We start from the raw sequence: 17,284 nt of genomic DNA on the forward strand, positions 1-17,284 counted from the left end.
ACGCGTGCAGTTGCTGCCCGATCCCGTCCGCCGGCTCGCCGCCTGGTGTGCCGTGCTGCTGCTCGTCGCCGGGGTGGGGTGGGTCGGGGTACGGCTGTGCGCGGAGTTGCGCACGGCCGTCACGCCGGTGCTTCTCGCGCTGCTCGGCACCGCGCTGCTCGGGCCGTTGTACCGGCGGCTCGTACGGGCCGGGGTGCAGCGGTCGGTGGCGGCGGGGCTCACCTGTGTCGCCGTCGTGGCCGTCGCCGGCGGTGCCGTGTACATCGTCGTCGCCGCGCTCATCGACAGCGGCGACGAGATCATCGCCTCGCTGCGGGACGCCGCCAAGGCCGTCTCCCGGCACTTCGGGGCCGCCGGTACCGGCCTCGACGACCTCGCCGCGAAGTCGCGCGAGCTGCTGGGCAAGTTCGGCGGGACGGCCGCCTCCAACGTCATCAGCGGGGTCAGTGTCGTCGGCGAGAGCATCGCCATGGCCGTGCTCGCGCTGCTGCTCGTCTTCTTCTTCCTGCGCGACTCCCAGCGGGCCGTGAAAGCCCTGCGCACGGTCGCGCCCGGGGGCACCGCCGACACCCTGGAGGCCATCGCCCGGCGGGCCTTCATGGCGGTCGAGGGGTTCATGCGCGGCACCACCTTCATCGCCCTCATCGACGCCCTCTGCATCACCGTCGGCCTGCTGATCCTCCAGGTGCCCGGCGCGATCGGCCTCGGCGCGCTCGTCTTCGTCGGCGCCTACATCCCCTACCTCGGTGCCTTCCTCTCCGGCGCGGTGTCCGTGCTGGTCGCCCTCGCCGACCGGGGTGCCGTCATCGCGCTGTGGGTGCTCGGGGTGGTGCTCGCGGTGCAGGTGCTGGAGGGGCATGTGCTCCAGCCCGTGATCCAGAGCCGGACCGTGCAGATGCACCCGGCCGTGGTGATGCTGGCCATCACCGCCGGTGCCTCCGTCGCGGGCATCCTCGGCATGCTGCTCGCGGTGCCGCTGACCGCGGCCGCCTTCGGGGTCCTGCAGGAGCTGAGGGGGCGTTACGAGGGACCGCCCGACGCGGCAGCCGGGTCGTCGAGCGCGGTTCCGCCCGATCGCCTCTCCAAACCCTCCGACACGCCTCCCGACACACCCTCCGACCCGTCCGGCTCGTAGAGCTCGAACCAGATGCTCTTGCCCTCGCCCCGCGGGTCCACCCCCCACGCGTCCGCGAGCAGCTCGATCAGCATCAGGCCGCGGCCGGAGGAGGCCAGTTCGCCGGGGCGGCGCTTGTGGGGCAGGTCGTCGCCCGCGTCGGTGACCTCCACCCGCAGCCGTCGCCCGCAGGCGTCCCCCGTCACCTCGGCGAGCAGCAGCGCGTCGGTGTCGGTGTGGACGAGGACGTTGGTGACCATCTCGGAGACCAGCAGTACCGCCGAGTCGATCTGCTCGGCGGAGAGCCAGTCGTGGAGCAGCTCGCGCAGGTGCTGGCGGGCCTCGGCGATCCGTTCCGGCTCGTCCTGCGCCACCGACAGCAGGGTGCGCCGCACCTTCGTCCGTACGGTCGCGGTGTCGTCGCACCCGCAGCCCTGCCCGGGCCGGCACAGCAGCACCAGTGCGATGTCGTCCTCGCGGCGGTCGGCCAGCGGGCCGGTGGTGTGGTGCGAGGACGGCCCGTGCACCGCCTGCACCAGCGCGTCGGCCAGCGTCTCCACATCGCCCTGGTGATCCTCCAGGACCTTGCGCAGCCGCCGCCAGCCGCTCTCCAAGTCGTGCCCGCCGGTCTCGATCAGGCCGTCGGTGCAGAGCATCATCGTCTCCCCGGGTTCGAGGGCGAACCCGGTCGTCGGATAGTCCGCGTCGGGGTCGACGCCCAGCGGCAGCCCGCCCGCCGTCGGTCGCATCATCACCGTGCCGTCGGCCATCCGGATCGCCGGGTCCGGGTGCCCGGCGCGGGCGATCTCCAGCATGCCGGTCGCCGGGTCGGCCTCCACGTAGACACAGGTCGCGAAGCGGAGGTCGGAGAGGTGCTCGTCCCGGGAGTCGTGCGTGATGCCGTGCAGGAAGCGGGAGGCGCGGGAGAGGACGGCGTCCGGGCGGTGGCCCTCGGAGGCGTAGGCACGCAGGGCGATGCGCAGCTGGCCCATCAGCCCGGCCGCGCGGACGTCGTGGCCCTGGACGTCCCCGACGACCAGCGCGAAGCGGCCGGACGGCAGCGGGATCATGTCGTACCAGTCGCCGCCGACCTGCAGCCCGCCGCCGGTCGGGATGTAGCGGGCGGCCACCCGCATGCCGGGGATCTCCGGGCCCAGCGACGGCAGCATGGAGCGCTGCAGGCCCTCGGTCAGCTCCCGCTCGGACTCGGCGGCACCGGCCCGGGACAGCGCCTGGGCGAGCATCCGGGCCACCGTGGCCAGCACCGCGCGCTCGTCCGGGGTGAACGCCACGGGATAGGTGAAGGCCGCCATCCAGGCGCCCATCGTGCGGCCGGCCACCGTCAGCGGCAGGAAGGCCCAGGAGTGGCGGCCGAAGGGCCGGACGAGCGCCCAGGTCCCCGGGTACCGGGCCTCGTACTGCTCCGGTGAGGACAGGTACACCGCGCGTCCGGTGCGCACCACCTCCGCCGCCGGGTAGTCGGCGGCCAGTGGCATGTCGGAGAAGGGCCGGACGTCGCCGGGCTGGTGCCCGTGGTGGCCGATGATCGTCAGCCAGTCGCCCTCCACCCCGAAGAGCACGAGTCCGTCCGGGGAGAACCCCGGCATCGACAGGCCGCCCGCGACCCGCAGCACCTCCGCCGTGGACCGGGCCTCCGCCAGGGCCCGGCCCGCGTCCAGCAGGAACGCCTCACGGGAGCGCCGCCAGTCCCCGGTGACCGCGTTGCGCGCCGCGGCCGTGCCCGGCACGGGCTCGGTGACCTCCTGCAGGGTGCCGATCAGCTCGTAGGACCTCCGGTCCGGGTCGAAGGACGGCTTCGAACGGCTGCGGACGACCCGTACCACCCGTCCCCGCCCGTCCATGATCCGGATCCGCACCTCGGCGAGCGTGCCCTCGTCGACCGCCAGCGGCACGACCCCGGTGATCTCGTTCCAGTCCTGCGGGTGGAGACGGGCGCGGGTCTGGGACTCCGTGAGGGTGGTCCGCTCGGGGGGCAGCCCGAGCAGTCGCGCCGCCTCCGCGTCGACGGTGACCAGTCCGGTGGCCGTGTCCCAGTGCCACAGCCCGGTCGCGAGGGCGGCGAGGACGTCACCGACGGACGGCAGGGGCTCGCCTGTACGCATTGCCCCACTTTAAGAAGATCTGATCGATACCCGCCACCGTGGACGGGCGGGCCGTAATGGTGGGGAGCCGATCTTGGGCTGCCCGGTACCCTTGATGGGTCCGGGCCCCGTGCCCGTTCCCGCCGGTCCGCAGCGCCGGCAGGAGAAACCCCACCACGAAGGACGATGAACGACGATGCATCGGTACAGGTCCCACACCTGCGGCCAGCTCCGCGCCTCTGACGTCGGCACCGACGTCCGGCTGAGTGGCTGGCTGCACAATCGGCGCGACCTGGGCGGCATCCTCTTCATCGATCTGCGCGACCACTACGGCATCACGCAGCTGGTCGCCCGCCCCGGCACCCCCGCCTACGAGGCCCTGGACAAGATCTCCAAGGAGTCCACGGTCCGCGTCGACGGCCAGGTTGTTTCACGTGGAACCGAGAACGTGAACCCCGACCTGCCCACCGGCGAGATCGAGGTCGAGGTCGCCGAGGTCGAACTGCTCGGCGCGGCCGCCCCGCTGCCCTTCACGATCAACACCGACGACGGGGTCAACGAGGAGCGGCGCCTGGAGTACCGCTTCCTGGACCTGCGCCGCGAGCGTATGCACCGCAACATCATGCTGCGTACGGCCGTGATCTCCGCGATCCGGCACAAGATGGCGGCGATGGGCTTCAACGAGATGGCGACGCCGATCCTGTCCGCCACCTCCCCCGAGGGCGCCCGCGACTACGTGGTCCCCTCCCGGGTGCACCCGGGCAAGTTCTACGCGTTGCCGCAGGCCCCGCAGCAGTTCAAGCAGCTGCTGATGATCTCCGGCTTCGACCGCTACTTCCAGATCGCGCCCTGCTTCCGCGACGAGGACGCCCGCGCGGACCGCTCGCCGGGCGAGTTCTACCAGCTCGACGTCGAGATGAGCTTCGTCGAGCAGGAGGACGTCTTCCAGCCGATCGAGAAGCTGATGACCGAACTCTTCGAGGAGTTCGGCGGCGGCCGGCACGTCACCTCCCCCTTCCCGCGCATCCCGTTCCGCGAGGCGATGCTGAAGTACGGCTCCGACAAGCCGGACCTGCGCGCCAAGCTGGAGCTCGTGGACATCACCGATGTCTTCGAGGGTTCGGAGTTCAAGGCGTTCGCGGGCAAGCACGTGCGCGCGCTGCCGGTGCCGGACGTCTCCGCGCAGCCCCGCAAGTTCTTCGACCAGCTCGGTGAGTACGCCGTCGAGCAGGGCGCCAAGGGCCTGGCCTGGGTGCGCGTGGCCGAGGACGGTTCGCTCTCCGGCCCGATCGCGAAGTTCCTCACCGAGGAGAACGTCGCGGAGCTGACCAAGCGCCTCTCCCTTGCCCCCGGCCATGCCGTCTTCTTCGGCGCGGGCGAGTACGACGAGGTCTCGAAGATCATGGGCGCGGTCCGGGTGGAGGCCGCCAAGCGGTCCGGCCACTTCGAGGAGGGCGTCTTCCGCTTCTGCTGGATCGTCGACTTCCCGATGTACGAGAAGGACGAGGAGACCGGCGGGATCGACTTCTCCCACAACCCGTTCTCCATGCCGCAGGGCGGCCTGGAGGCCCTGGAGACCCAGGACCCGCTGGACATCCTCGGCTGGCAGTACGACATCGTCTGCAACGGTGTCGAGCTGTCCTCCGGTGCGATCCGGAACCACGAGCCGGAGATCATGCTCAAGGCCTTCGAGATCGCGGGCTACGACCGTGAGACCGTCGAGGAGAAGTTCGCGGGCATGCTCCGTGCGTTCCGCTTCGGCGCCCCGCCGCACGGTGGCATCGCCCCCGGCGTGGACCGCATCGTGATGCTCCTCGCGGACGAGCCCAACATCCGCGAGACGATCTCCTTCCCGCTCAACGGCAACGCCCAGGACCTGATGATGGGCGCCCCGACCGAGCTGGACGAGTCCCGCCTCAAGGAGCTGCACCTGTCCGTCCGGAAGCCGCAGCCGAAGTAGGCCGCGAGCGACGGAAGGGGCTCGGAGCCGATGCCGGTTCCGAGCCCTTCTTCTTGCCGTTTCGCCCCGAGTCTCAGGACAGGGTCTGGTAACCGCCCCAGCCCGTAGCGATCTTCGTGCGGGCGCCGAAGGAGCCCTTGCCGTCGCCGCTGTTGCGGTACACGTCGCCGCTGGTGTCGCGGGAGACCAGGTCGGCCTTTCCGTCGTCGGTCAGGTCGCCGACGCCTACCACCGCGTTGTATGAGGCGCCCCAGTCGGAGAAGACCTGCACGCGGGCCGCGAAGGTGCCGTTGCCCCTGCCGGCGTACCGGTAGAGGGTGTTGGCCTTGTCCTGGGCGAGGAGGTCGCCGATGCCGTCGCCGTTCAGGTCCCCCGCGCCGATGACCTTCTTGTAGCCCTTCCAGTTGTCGTACAGCTTCACGCGGGCCGCCAGCGTGCCGCTGCTCGTGCCCTTGTGGAGGTAGACGGTGCCGGTGGAGGCGGCGCGGGTGACCAGGTCCGGGCGGCCGTCGCCGGTGAGGTCACCGGGGGAGGCCAGCACGTCGTACTGGGTCCAGCCGCTGCTCGCCAGGGTCGTGTACGACGTCTTCGGGGTGACCGCCTTGCCGCAGCCCGGCTTGTACAGGCGCAGGGCCCCGCTGCTCAGCCGGACGAGGACGTCGTTGCAGCGGTCGCCGCTCAGGTCGCCGAAGGGAATCGCCTTGACGCCGGTGGCCCAGCCGCTGCCGGTGATCTTGTCACCGAACTTCCCGGTGCCGGTGCCGAACTGGTAGGTGAGGCCACCGGAGGAGTTCAGGGTGAGCAGGTCGCCCCGGCCGTCCGGCCCGTCCAGGCTGCCGAAGTCGTGACGCACGGCGGAGCCGCGGCCCAGGAATCCCTTGCCGGAGGTCACGGTGACCGGACCGGTCGTACCGAGGCCGGTCGCCTTGAGGGACCAGGTGTACAGGCCGTTCGGGAACGGGGTGCCGTTCGCCGTCTTGCCGTTCCAGTTCACCGACACCTGCGACGAGGTCGCGCCGCCGGTGAAGGCGCGGGTGGCCTTGCCGGTGGCACCGCTCTGCAGCGAGGTGAAGGTCAGCGACCAGGAGCTGACCGGGCGGGACAGCGACACCTGGGTCCAGTGGGCCGTCGAGCCCGGCTCCACGTAGCTCTCGGTCTGCGTCTCGAACGACGTCACGGCCGACGGGGTGATGCCGGTGGTCGCGATGTGCGTCCGCTCGTACAGGTCGGTCCAGGCGACCAGGCCCGTGTACTCGTCCACGGTCCACTTGAAGCGGCGGTCCACGGCGAGGCCCGTGTCGGGGACGGCGGAGGCGATCACCCGGGTGGCGCCGGTGGCCGCCGCGGTCAGCACCAGGGTGTCGGCGCCGTGGTCGTGGCGGACGGTGAAGCCGTCGCCGAGCAGCACGTCACCGCCGTCCACCGCGCGGGACGTGGCGGCCTTGGTGTCGTACACGCCGGCCGAGCCGTCGCCGCACGCCCAGTACACCCAGCGACCCGCCGCCTGCAGCTCGCCCGGAACACAGCCGAGGCCCGGCACGGTGACCGTGGCCAGGGTCCGGTCCGCGACGAGGCTGTACGAGGTGAGCTTGCCGGCGGTGGCCGTGGCACTCCACAGCGTCGAGCCGTTCAGCGCGGCGGCGCGCACGGACCGCTTCAGCTTCTCGCCCTGCCCGAACTCACCGACGTACTGCATCGGGGAGGAACCACCGGAGTTGTAGACCGCGTAGCCGTCGGAGACGTCGACGATCGTGCCGCCCCCGGTGTGGAACTCGAGGTGGCTGCTGGACCATTCGTCGCCGATGGCGACCAGCCGGTCCGCGTTCTCCAGGCCGCTGCCGTCCTCGCCGCCGTCGTAGTAGGTGCCGAGGTAGACGTCCTCGGGATCGGTGCCGCTGTTGCCCCACAGCACCGAGCAGGTGGCGCCCGGGTACGGGCACACGGGGCTGACCGAGTCGCCGGTCTTCGCCTCGGACGCGGTCAGCTCGGTGCCGCCGTTCGTGGTGAGGGTGCGCACTGAGGTGGTGTCCGAGGCGCTGCCCGGGTTGTCCTCGGCGACGCGCAGGCTGCCCCGGCTGAGCGCGAGACCCGTCTTGGCGTTCTCCAGGGGCGGGACCTGCGCCACCTGCCCCACGCTCAGCGAGCCGTCCGCCCCCTGGCTGACCCGCCGCACCCACCAGTCGGCGGCGTCGGTGCCGCCGGTGACGAGGGCGCCGTGACCGGAGGCACGGACCGTGTACGGGCCGGCCTCGGCCAGCAGGGTGTGCGACGAGCCGTCGGTGAGGGACACGGCGGTCAGCTCGCTGGTGCCGGTGCCGGTGTGCAGGGGCAGCAGCAGCCAGTCGTCGACGAGGACCGGGGCACCGTCCAGGAGGGCGCCGGGTGCCGGCAGGTCGATCACCTGCTCGGTGCCGGCCGGGTCCGTGCGCGGCTTCAGGTGCAGGTCGCCGGAGCCGGAGTCGTACCAGCCGATGCGGTCGTCGCTCTGCACGGTGACCGGGCGGGCGCTCACGGCGCTGAACGCCTCGGTGGCGACGGCCGTGTCGAGGTCGAGGTAGTACAGGTCCGAGTCCGCCTGGAACAGCGCGCCGTGCGCGTCGGCGGCCTTGATCGCGCCGGAGTTGACGCGCAGCCAGGACGGCGTGATGGCACGGGAGCGCCACGCACCCTCCACACGGTCGTGCAGCGCGCGCTCGGTGATCACGGTCCGCCCGGCCAGTCCCCGGTACGCCTGGGCGAGGGTGACGGACGTCGCCGTCCGTGTCGCCGGGTCCCAGAGGGCCACGGACCCGGCCGACGGCAGCGCGACCAGGTCACCGTCGGAGCCGTACCAGGCTTCCGGGCAGGTCGTCGAGCCCAGGTTCTCGCAGGAGCCGGCGGGCGTGTAGGCGCCGTCCGCGGTACCCACGACCACGGTGGTGCCGTCGGAGTAGTCCGTCCACAGCAGTCCGGAGATCCCGCTCTGCCGGTGCAGGAAGCCGCTCGCGCCGGCGACGAGCGGCCGGTCGGTACGCGGACGCGTGGAGCCGGGATCGGTCAGTGTGATCTCGGTGGTGCCGGCCGCCGGGGCGGCCGGATCGGCCGAGGCGCCGCTCTCCGGCAGGACGGCGACGGATACGGCCGCCGCGGCGACCGCGAACGAGGAGACGGCCGCGGCCAGGCCGCGCCGTCTGGGGGCGTGTCTGCCCACGTGAGATTCCCTCCCCGCGAGGGCCTCCGCCCTCGCCAAGTGAGCGGACTTTACCAGCCCTTTTACCGGCCTCGATGAGACGGGTGGGCCTCACTCGTCGGCGCCGGGATCGGGCTCCTCGTCCGGGGAGGCACCGTCCTCCAGCAACCGTTCGGCGATGTCGTCGGACCAGTGCTGGGCCCAGGCGCGCAGCGCGGTGATCTGCGGTTCGTCGAGCCCGTACCGCAGGAACTCCCGGTCGGCGTAGAAGTCCGTGCCGGTCAGCCGGGACTGGAGAGTGGGCAGGTCGAAGGGGTCGTGGGAGTGCCGGCGGCCCAGTTCCTCCAGACCGGGCAGCGACAGCCGGGCGGCCGCGGCCCGCGCGTCGATGAGGTCGACGGCGGCGCCCCGGTCGTACAGCGCGCGGATCTTCGTGCCGACGGCGTCCTCCAGGGAGAGGGCCGGGCCGTACTCGGTGAGCCGCGGCGGCTGCCAGAAGGCCTCTTTGTGCAGCGCGAGGGCGCAGGGTTCACCGCTCGGCGGGTCCATGACGGTCAACTGCGCGGTGCGTACGCTGACGGGCCCGACGCGCACCTGCCGGCCCCGCGCCTCCAGGGCGGAGCCGACGGCACCGGCGATCCGGTCCATGGCCTCCGAACTCTCCGTGGCGAAGTCGAGGTTGGCGTGCGGGCGCTCCAGCAGGCCGTGCGCCTGAAGGGCGTATCCACCGGCGAGGACCAGCCCGTACGGGCTGCCCGCCGTGACGACGTCCGCGAGGAGCCGCCGGTGAGGTTCGGGGAGGTTCACGACACCCGTACTTTGCCAGACCGGGCGGGGCATGCGCGCGCGCCCCGCGCCGGTGTCTCCTCGAACGGCGGTGCTCACCTCGGTCGGAAAGAATTTCCCGCTTCCTGTCACACAGGCGTCCGCGCCGGGTTCAGAGGGGTGTCCGCAGCTCAGCCGAACCGTCCACAGGAGCCCGTCATGCGTATCGCCTTCATCGTCGTCACCCTGCTCGCCGCCCTCATGGCCGGGTTCTCCGGGACCGTGCTGCTGATGCGGGCCGAATGGATCGTCAAGGCGCTCGACGACTACTCGGTGCCGCGGGCGTGGTGGACCCGGCTGGGGCTGGCCAAGGCCGCCGGGGCCCTCGGACTGGTCGTCGGGCTGTTCGTGCCGGTGGTCGGAGTGCTGGCCGGGGCCGGCCTGGTGCTCTACTTCGCCGGGGCCGCCGTCACCGTGGCGCGGGCCCGGTGGTACGCGCACATCCCCTTCCCGCTCGTCTACGCCGCCCCGGTGGTCGCGGCGCTCGTCCTCGGCTCCCTGGCGTGAGCGGAGAGCCGCAGAATTTCTCCCGGCGCGCGGCAACTTCCCGGCGCGCGGCGGCCACTGAGGAGTCGTAAGGCATGTTCAGCAAACCCCTAAGGACTCCTCCGTGGCAGCTCCCTCCCACCGCCGGTCCCTCCGCAAGCGGCGCACCCTCGCCGTGTCCGCCGCCGTCGTGGCCGCAGGTGTCGGCGCCGGGGTGTTCGTGATGAACGCGAACGCCGACGCCGTCGACCTGTACCACCAGACGCTCGCCGCCAAGGACGGCTGGGCCGCCTCCGGCACGGGGACCACCGGCGGCGCGAAGGCCGACTCCGCGCACACCTTCACCGTCTCCACCCGGGCCCAGCTCGTGAAGGCACTGGGCTCGGCCTCCGACACCGCACCCCGGATCGTCAGGATCAAGGGCACGATCGACGCCGACACCGACGACAGCGGGAAGAAGCTGACCTGCGCGGACTACGCGGCCGGGACCGGGTACTCGCTCTCCGCGTATCTGAAGGCGTACGACCCCGCCACCTACGGCCGCTCCAAGCTGCCCTCCGGCACCCAGGAGAAGGCCCGCGCCGCCGCGCAGGCCAAGCAGGCGAAGAACATCGTCTTCAAGGTGCCGGCCAACACCACCGTCGTGGGCGTGCCGGGCAGCAACGCCGGGATCTCCGGCGGCATGTTCCAGATCCAGAACGTGGACAACGTCATCGTCCGCAACCTGACCTTCGCCGCGACCGAGGACTGCTTCCCGCAGTGGGACCCGACCGACGGCGACGACGGCAACTGGAACTCGAACTACGACTCGGTCACCCTGCGCGGAGCGACCCACGTCTGGGCGGACCACAACACGTTCACCGACGCGCCCCACCTGGACAGCGCCAACCCCGAGTACTACGGACGCGAGTACCAGATCCACGACGGTGCCCTCGACATCACCAAGAGCTCGGACCTGGTGACCGTCTCGCGCAACCAGTTCACCAACCACGACAAGACGATGCTGATCGGCAGCAGCGACAGCGAGCCCGCCGGCAAGCTGCGCGTCTCCCTCCACCACAACATCTGGAAGGGCATCGTCCAGCGCGCCCCGCTGGCCCGCGTCGGCCAGGTCCACATCTACAACAACTACTACGACGTCACGACGCTGAACGGGTACGCGACGCAGTACAGCATCAACTCCCGCGCCAAGGCCCAGGTCGTCGCCGAGGACAACTACTGGAAGGTGCCGTCCGGCGGGAAGACCGCCAAGCTGCTCAGCGGCGACGGCACCGGCTCGGTCGCGGGCGGCGGCAACCTCGTCAACGGCACGGTCACGGATCTGGTCGCCGCGTACAACGCCGCCTCCTCGAAGAAGATCAGGACGACGGTGAACTGGACGCCGACGCTCACCGCGGGCCTGCAGACGTCGGCGAAGAACCTGCCGGCGGAACTGGCGAACACGACCGGCGCGGGCGTGCTGACGGCGTCCTGACCCTGCGCGGCCGACGGCCCGGTGCCATCCTCTTTCGGGCCGTCGGCGGTTTCTCTCCTGAGCGGGCGGCTAGGCAAGGCCCGGTCCGGGACTATTCGTCGGCGAAGACCTCGTCGGCCGAGCGGGCGGTGAGGGCGCGGTCCAGCCATTGGCGCAGGACATCGAGGTCGTCGCAGGAGGTGATGTGTGCGCGTGCCTCATCGGGGACGTCGACACCGCGTCGTTCCAGGATGAACAGGATGTCCTCGGCACGGCCCTCGGCACGGCCCTCGGCTCGGCCCTCGGCGCGGCCCTTGTTCCTGCCTTCGGCTCGGAGTTCCTCGGAGAGGGGCGACTTGTAGAAAGAGAGGTCCACGGCCACCAGTTTCCTCCAGAGTTCTGCGGCTGGGTGCTTGCCCATGCCCTGTGCGATGAGTTCGAGAGAACTGGCGACGCCTGACCCGCCTACGCGGCCGGCGGCCCGGGATCACTCGTCGGCGAAGACCTCGTCGGCCGAGCGGGCGGTGAGGGCGCGGTCCAGCCATTGGCGCAGGACGTCGAGGTCGTCGCAGGAGGTGATGTGTGCGCGTGCCTCATCGGGGACGTCGACGCCGCGTCGTTCCAGGATGAACAGGATGTCCTCGGCTCGGCCCTCGGCTCGGCCCTCGGCTCGGCCCTTGTTCCTGCCTTCGGCTCGGAGTTCCTCGGAGAGGGGCGACTTGTAGAAAGAGAGGTCCACGGCCACCAGTTTCCTCCAGAGTTCTGCGGCTGGGTGCTTGCCCATGCCCTGTGCGATGAGTTCGATGACGGGGTCCGCGAGGGCCTGCGGGGTGTCCCGCAGCACGGTCGTCACTGCTTTGAGTATGGCCCCGACGTCCGGATTCGCGACATGTGTGATGGCGGACAGCGTGGCCAGCGCGAGGTCCTTGCGGACCTCGGCGGGATCGGTGATCACCGGCATGTTGTGCGGGCCCGCGACCATCGGGCGCAGGGTGAGCAGCGGCCACTGGCGGGGTCCGAAGCGGACCGGCCGCGCCGCCCATTCGGCGGTCGCGCGGTCCTGGCAGACGACCAGCAGCATCGGTTGCAGGCGGTATTTCGTAAGCAGGTACGAGGCGTAGTACGCCCAGCTCGCGGGCTTGTCCGGATCCTTCTTGCCCTGAGCCTCGACGGCGAGTAGAAGCGGTTCGTCGTGCTCTGTCTCCAGCCGCAGCAGGGTGTCGATGCGACGTTCGAGTGGGCGGGTCTCGGTGAGGTCGGTGGGCAGAACGGTCACCGAGGTGGGCGGGCCGAAGTCGACACCGAGTACCTCGGAGACACCGGAGAAGAGGCCCGGGTAGTCCTGGAAGATGCGGTGCATCGCCTCGTGGGGTGAGCTGACCATTCGGTTCCTTGTTCCTATCGGTGCGTGCGGGTCCGGCAGCCGCCGCATGTGCCCGGTTCCGCCGACCTGAAAGCGCGGTCGGGCGAGGTGCTCGGAGTCGGTGGGGGAGAGGATCAGGCGGGGGTCCGTGCGGCGGAGACCGGTGAGGACGTCGGTGGCCGCCTGCAGGAGGGTGGGAGAGGTGTACCCGGGCTTCGGCACGGAGCCGATCACCGTGAAGCGGGTGGTGTGGCGGGCGTTGTCGTGGATGACGCCGCCGGCGTGGGCGTGCCGGTACGGGTGGTTTTTCCCGCCGATACGGGACTGGGCGGGCGGGCGCACGCTAGTGTTCTGGGTGTCCATCGGGAAGGCCTTCACTTCCTCGGTGGTCAGGCCCTCGCCGTGGGATGCCAGTCCCGGCGAGGGCCGTCGCATGTCTGGGGTTGGGCTGTGCTGCGCTGAGCGTAGAACAGGCAACCGGTCACAAATCCAGCCCAGTTGATGATGTTCACCCGCGGGAGTGAGTGTGCGTCATGGGCGGGAGGGGTGGGGCTTGGTGGGGGGGTTCCGGGACGGCGACCAGGCGCGGGTGGACTTTTCCTTGTTCGCATCCCTGAGCGTGGCGGTGCGTGCCTACCGTGGGCAGTGACAGCGGTGGTACGCAGGGTGACTGTCCGGCGGTACGACGGAGGATGCGGCATGTCGGTGGACGGCGAGGTACGGCGGCTCAAGAACGAGGCTGACGAGCCGGGGTGGGAGGTGGACCCGGACGACGAGTGGGGGCTGGCCGTCATCACCACCGTGGGGCGGCAGTTGAAGCTGCGGCGCGAGGCCGTGGGGCTGCGGGCCGCCGAGTTCGGGGCGGCGGTCGGGTACGGGGAGGACCTGGTCTACAAGGTCGAGGGCGGAAAGCGGATTCCCCGGCAGGAGTATCTGGACAAGGCCGACGAGGTGTTGGGTGCGGGCGGACTCATCGCGGCGGCCTGGGAGGACGTGAAGAGGGTCCGGTATCCCAAGAAGGTTCGGGAACTGGCCAAGTTGGAGGCGCAGGCGGTAGAGATCGGCATCTACGAGAGCGCTGGCATCAACGGGCTCTTGCAGGTCCCTGACCACGCACGCGCGCTGTTCGAAGCGATGCAACCTCCTTACTCCCCGGACGAGGTGGAGCGGATGGTGGCCGCGCGCGCGGCTCGTGCTTCGATCTACGAACGTTCGCCCGCGCCCGCGCTCAGCTTCGTCCTGGAAGAGGCGGCCCTGCGCCGTCCGATCGGGGGCACAATGGTCTTGCGCCAGCAGCTCGAACGTCTGTTGGAGGTAGGTCGGCTGCACAACGTCGTTCTCCAGGTGATGCCGTTGAGCTGCGAGACGCACTCCGGTATGGACGGCAAGATCGAACTGCTGAAGTTCGCAGACGGTTCAGCGGTGGGCCGCTCCGACGGTGCCTTCAACGGCCGGCCGACTTCGGACCCCAAACATCTGCGCATCCTTGAATTGCGGTATGGCACGATCCGGGCTCAGGCCCTCTCGCCATGGGAGTCGCTGGCCTTCATCGAACAAATGCTGGGAGAGACATGATCCGCAAGACCAACGCCGGGGACGCCTCTGAGCTGGCGTGGTTCAAGAGCAGCTACAGCAGCGGCAACGACGGCAACTCCTGCGTCGAGCTTGCCGTCACCCCCGGTACGGTGCACGTTCGCGACTCCAAGAACGTCGACGGTCCCCGTCTGGCGCTCACGCCCGGCGCATGGGCGGACTTCGTGGCTTACACCTCGGAACGCTGACGCAGAAACGGCACGCGCCCCGCACCCGGTTGTGACCAGGAGCGGGGCGCGGGCGCGAGGTGGTCAGCCCTCCTCGCCGCCGAAGCGCTCCTTGTACGCCGCCAAGTCCTCCTCGGTGAGCTTGGCGAACAGCACCGGCGGGACCGTGAACGGGGTGCCGACCGGGACGGAGGCCAGGGCCTTCGCCTCATCCGGGCTCACCCAGACCGCGGTGTCGTCCGCGAGGGAGAACGCCTCGCGCATCGTCTTCGCCGTCGCCGGGATGAACGGCTCGGAGACGACCGCGTACAGGTGGATCAGGTTCATCGCCGTACGCAGGGTGAGGGCCGCGCCCTCCCTGTTCGTCTTGATCTCCAGCCAGGGGGCCTTCTCCTCCAGATAGGAGTTGCCGGCCGACCACAGGGCGCGCAGGGCGGCGGCGGCCTTGCGGAACTGGAGGGCTTCCATCTGCGACTCGTACTCCGCGAGGAGTTCGGCGATCTGCTCGCCGAGCCGCGCCTCCGCCTCACCGGGCTCGCCGCCCGCGGGGACCTCCTCGCCGAAGCGCTTCTTTGAGAAGGACAGCACGCGGTTGACGAAGTTGCCGAGGGTGTCGGCCAGGTCCTTGTTCACCGTGGCGGTGAAGTGCTCCCAGGTGAAGGACGAGTCGTCCGACTCGGGGGCGTTGGCGATCAGGAAGTAGCGCCAGTAGTCGGCGGGCAGGATGTCCAGGGCCTGGTCGGTGAAGACGCCGCGCTTCTGCGAGGTGGAGAACTTGCCGCCGTAGTACGTCAGCCAGTTGAACGCCTTGACGTAGTCGACCTTCTTCCACGGCTCGCGCACGCCCAGCTCGGTGGCCGGGAACATCACGGTGTGGAAGGGGACGTTGTCCTTGGCCATGAACTCGGTGTAGCGGACGGTGTCGTCCGCCTCGTACCACCACGCCTTCCAGTCCCGGTTCTCCGGGTCCTGGTCCGCCCACTCCTTCGTCGCGCCGATGTACTCGATCGGGGCGTCGAACCAGACGTAGAAGACCTTGCCCTCGGCCGCCAGCTCCGGCCAGGTGTCCGCCGGGACCGGGACGCCCCAGTCCAGGTCACGAGTGATCGCGCGGTCGTGCAGGCCCTCGTTCAGCCACTTGCGGGCGATGGAGGAGGCGAGCTGCGGCCAGTCCTGCTCGTGCCGGGCGACCCACGCCTCGACCTCGTGCTGGAGCTTGGACTGGAGCAGGAAGAGGTGCTTGGTCTCGCGGACCTCCAGGTCCGTGGAGCCCGAGATCGCCGAGCGCGGGTTGATCAGGTCGGTCGGGTCCAGGACGCGGGTGCAGTTCTCGCACTGGTCACCGCGGGCCTTGTCGTAGCCGCAGTGGGGGCAGGTGCCCTCGACGTAGCGGTCCGGGAGGAAGCGGCCGTCGGCCGGGGAGTACACCTGACGGATCGCCCGCTCCTCGATGAAGCCGTTCTCGTTGAGCTTGCGGGCGAAGTGCTGGGTGATCTCCCGGTTCTCCGGGGAGGAGCTGCGGCCGAAGTAGTCGAAGGCCAGCGCGAAGCCGTCGTAGACCGCCTTCTGGGCGTCGTGGGCCTGGGCGCAGAACTCGTCCACCGCGAGGCCCTGCTCCTTGGCGGCCAGCTCGGCGGGGGTGCCGTGCTCGTCCGTGGCGCAGATGTACAGCACGTCGTGGCCGCGCTGGCGCAGGTAGCGGGAGTAGACGTCCGCCGGGAGCATGGACCCCACCATGTTGCCCAGGTGCTTGATCCCGTTGATGTACGGAAGGGCGCTGGTGATGAGGTGTCGAGCCATCGCGGGCTGCTCCCAGGTCGGGTTGTTTTACGAACCTTGAAATGGTAGCCGAGACGGGTGGGCCGCCCGCTTCCCGTTTTGCAGCGTGGGAAGGGGCGGCCGCGGTGATTGCGGTCGGTTGTCGTCGCTAACGGTCCGTTGCGGTCCGTTGCGGTCGTCATGGGCGCCAGGTGGCGAGTGCGCCCTCGTACAGTTCCGTGTCCGTCAGCTCGCGGGGGGTGGGGCCCGCGTGGAAGAAGGACGTGTTGCCGGTCTTCAGCTTGCGGAGGTAGTCGAAGGCCTTGTTGTCGTGCTCCCCGAAGGCGACGAAGGAGAAGAAAAGGGCGGGGTACTGCTCGGCGGCCTCGGCGAGGGACTGGGTGGCGGGGGTCTTCGCGTCCGGGGCGCCGTCGGTCTGGAAGATCACGAGGGCGGGGGGTGCGGTGGCCGGGTCCGGGTGGTTCTTCTCGTAGTGCTTGACGACGGCCTCTACGGCGGCGTGATAGCTGGTACGGCCCATGCGGCCGAGGTCGGCGTGGACGTCGTCGATCTTCGTCTCGTGGTCCGGGGCGAGGGTGAGGTCCGTGGTGCCGTCCACCTCCGTGGAGAAGAAGACGACGTGGACCGTGGCCTCCGGGTCCAGGTGGGCGGCGAGGGCGAGGGTCTGGTCGGCGAGGGCCTGGACGGAGCCGTCCTTGTAGTACGGGCGCATGCTCGCGGAGCGGTCGAGCACGAGGTAGAGCTTCGCCCGGGTGCCGGTGAGGTCGGTCTTCTTGAGCGTGGCCGCGGCGGCCTTGTAGGCGGTGGCCAGGGAGGGGGTGCGGGACTTGACCTTGGTCAGGGGGGTGGCGGGTTTGGGCTTGGCCACCGCCTCGGCTTCGCCTTCGGCGTCTGTGTTCCCCTCCGCACCAGCCGTGCCGGTTTCGTCGTCGGCTGCGGGTGACCCCTGCGGGGTGTCCTCGCCATCGGCGGCTTGCGGGGCGGTCGTCTCGGCGGCCGGTACGGCGTCGTCGTCGGCCGTTGCCGGTACTGCCTCGGGCTCCGCCTCCGGGTCCGGCGCCGGCTCGGGCTTCGGCTCGGGCTTCTCCTGGGCCTTCGGTTCGGCCTTGTTCGGGGCCTTCGGCTCGGGCTTCTCCTGGGCCTTCGGTTCGGCCTTGTTCGGGGCCTTCGGCTCGGGCTTCGGCTCGGGCTTCTCCTGGGCCTTCGGTTCGGCCTTGTTCGGGGCCTTCGGCTCGGGCTTCGGCTCGGGCTTCTCCTGGGCCTTCGGCTCGGT

General features: G+C 70.4%; 13 protein-coding genes. 6 read left to right on the forward strand and 7 right to left on the reverse strand.

Annotated features, from left to right (window positions below; all coding sequences use genetic code 11):
• Nucleotides 1-4: 4 nt before the first annotated feature.
• Nucleotides 5-1,135: an AI-2E family transporter gene (locus tag ABZ079_RS07310; protein ID WP_356938416.1), complete on the forward strand. Its 1,131-nt coding sequence runs from the start codon at nt 5-7 to the stop codon at nt 1,133-1,135.
• On the opposite strand, the gene ABZ079_RS07315 is transcribed toward ABZ079_RS07310, so the two are convergent.
• A complete protein-coding gene (locus ABZ079_RS07315; protein ID WP_356938417.1) occupies nt 1,021-3,237 on the reverse strand; it encodes a SpoIIE family protein phosphatase in 2,217 nt (738 codons plus the stop codon). The two genes, ABZ079_RS07310 and ABZ079_RS07315, sit on opposite strands and share 115 nt — an antisense overlap.
• Before the next feature lie 175 nt (nt 3,238-3,412).
• Here ABZ079_RS07315 and aspS point away from each other — a divergent pair, with 175 nt between their 5' ends.
• Complete coding sequence (aspS, locus tag ABZ079_RS07320) at nt 3,413-5,176, forward strand: aspartate--tRNA ligase (protein ID WP_356938418.1); 1,764 nt, start codon at nt 3,413-3,415, stop codon at nt 5,174-5,176.
• A 73-nt stretch (nt 5,177-5,249) separates the two neighbouring features.
• On the opposite strand, the gene ABZ079_RS07325 is transcribed toward aspS, so the two are convergent.
• Nucleotides 5,250-8,366 carry an FG-GAP-like repeat-containing protein gene (locus ABZ079_RS07325; RefSeq protein WP_356938419.1) on the reverse strand — a complete coding sequence of 1,039 codons (3,117 nt, stop codon included), beginning with the start codon at nt 8,364-8,366 and terminating at the stop codon, nt 5,250-5,252.
• Nucleotides 8,367-8,456: 90 nt separating this feature from the next.
• A complete protein-coding gene (locus ABZ079_RS07330; RefSeq protein WP_356938420.1) occupies nt 8,457-9,152 on the reverse strand; it encodes a hypothetical protein in 696 nt (231 codons plus the stop codon).
• Nucleotides 9,153-9,329: 177 nt separating this feature from the next.
• On the opposite strand from ABZ079_RS07330, the gene ABZ079_RS07335 reads away from it, so the two are divergent.
• Both ABZ079_RS07335 and ABZ079_RS07340 read left to right on the forward strand, forming a co-directional pair.
• Nucleotides 9,330-9,677, forward strand: coding sequence for a DoxX family protein (locus tag ABZ079_RS07335; protein WP_356938421.1), 348 nt, complete (start codon nt 9,330-9,332; stop codon nt 9,675-9,677).
• 103 nt (nt 9,678-9,780) lie between these two features.
• Entirely contained in the window at nt 9,781-11,130 is a 1,350-nt protein-coding gene (locus ABZ079_RS07340) for a polysaccharide lyase family 1 protein (protein ID WP_356938422.1), read from the forward strand.
• Between the two features lie 91 nt (nt 11,131-11,221).
• Here the strand turns inward: ABZ079_RS07340 and ABZ079_RS07345 are convergent, their stop codons facing one another.
• On the reverse strand, nt 11,222-11,530 hold the full coding sequence (locus ABZ079_RS07345) for a hypothetical protein (RefSeq protein ID WP_356938423.1): 309 nt from the start codon (nt 11,528-11,530) through the stop codon (nt 11,222-11,224).
• Between the two features lie 66 nt (nt 11,531-11,596).
• On the reverse strand, nt 11,597-12,493 hold the full coding sequence (locus tag ABZ079_RS07350; protein ID WP_356938588.1) for a hypothetical protein: 897 nt from the start codon (nt 12,491-12,493) through the stop codon (nt 11,597-11,599).
• Between the two features lie 678 nt (nt 12,494-13,171).
• Between ABZ079_RS07350 and ABZ079_RS07355 the strand changes: the two genes are divergently transcribed.
• Nucleotides 13,172-14,047 carry a helix-turn-helix transcriptional regulator gene (locus ABZ079_RS07355; RefSeq protein WP_356938424.1) on the forward strand — a complete coding sequence of 292 codons (876 nt, stop codon included), beginning with the start codon at nt 13,172-13,174 and terminating at the stop codon, nt 14,045-14,047.
• Nucleotides 14,044-14,253, forward strand: coding sequence for a DUF397 domain-containing protein (locus ABZ079_RS07360; protein ID WP_356938425.1), 210 nt, complete (start codon nt 14,044-14,046; stop codon nt 14,251-14,253). Before ABZ079_RS07355 ends, ABZ079_RS07360 begins: the two co-directional genes overlap by 4 nt.
• Nucleotides 14,254-14,316: 63 nt before the next feature.
• Here the strand turns inward: ABZ079_RS07360 and metG are convergent, their stop codons facing one another.
• Together metG and ABZ079_RS07370 are read right to left on the reverse strand one after the other, a co-directional pair.
• Nucleotides 14,317-16,032 carry a methionine--tRNA ligase gene (gene metG, locus ABZ079_RS07365; RefSeq protein WP_356938426.1) on the reverse strand — a complete coding sequence of 572 codons (1,716 nt, stop codon included), beginning with the start codon at nt 16,030-16,032 and terminating at the stop codon, nt 14,317-14,319.
• 157 nt (nt 16,033-16,189) lie between these two features.
• The coding region (locus ABZ079_RS07370) for a VWA domain-containing protein (RefSeq protein ID WP_356938427.1) at nt 16,190-17,284 on the reverse strand (1,095 nt) is incomplete at its 5' end.

The organism is Streptomyces sp. NPDC006314 (assembly GCF_040613075.1).
Lineage (GTDB): Bacteria > Actinomycetota > Actinomycetes > Streptomycetales > Streptomycetaceae > Streptomyces.

What these genes read in the sequence shown, in the direction of transcription:
- ABZ079_RS07315 (WP_356938417.1), bottom strand. Translation starts at nt 3,237, where the DNA reads ATGCGTACAGGCGAGCCCCTGCCGTCCGTCGGTGACGTCCTCGCCGCC.
- aspS (WP_356938418.1), top strand. Translation starts at nt 3,413, where the DNA reads ATGCATCGGTACAGGTCCCACACCTGCGGCCAGCTCCGCGCCTCTGAC.
- ABZ079_RS07335 (WP_356938421.1), top strand. Translation starts at nt 9,330, where the DNA reads ATGCGTATCGCCTTCATCGTCGTCACCCTGCTCGCCGCCCTCATGGCC.
- ABZ079_RS07345 (WP_356938423.1), bottom strand. Translation starts at nt 11,530, where the DNA reads ATGGGCAAGCACCCAGCCGCAGAACTCTGGAGGAAACTGGTGGCCGTG.
- ABZ079_RS07350 (WP_356938588.1), bottom strand. Translation starts at nt 12,493, where the DNA reads ATGGTCAGCTCACCCCACGAGGCGATGCACCGCATCTTCCAGGACTAC.
- ABZ079_RS07355 (WP_356938424.1), top strand. Translation starts at nt 13,172, where the DNA reads ATGTCGGTGGACGGCGAGGTACGGCGGCTCAAGAACGAGGCTGACGAG.
- ABZ079_RS07360 (WP_356938425.1), top strand. Translation starts at nt 14,044, where the DNA reads ATGATCCGCAAGACCAACGCCGGGGACGCCTCTGAGCTGGCGTGGTTC.
- metG (WP_356938426.1), bottom strand. Translation starts at nt 16,032, where the DNA reads ATGGCTCGACACCTCATCACCAGCGCCCTTCCGTACATCAACGGGATC.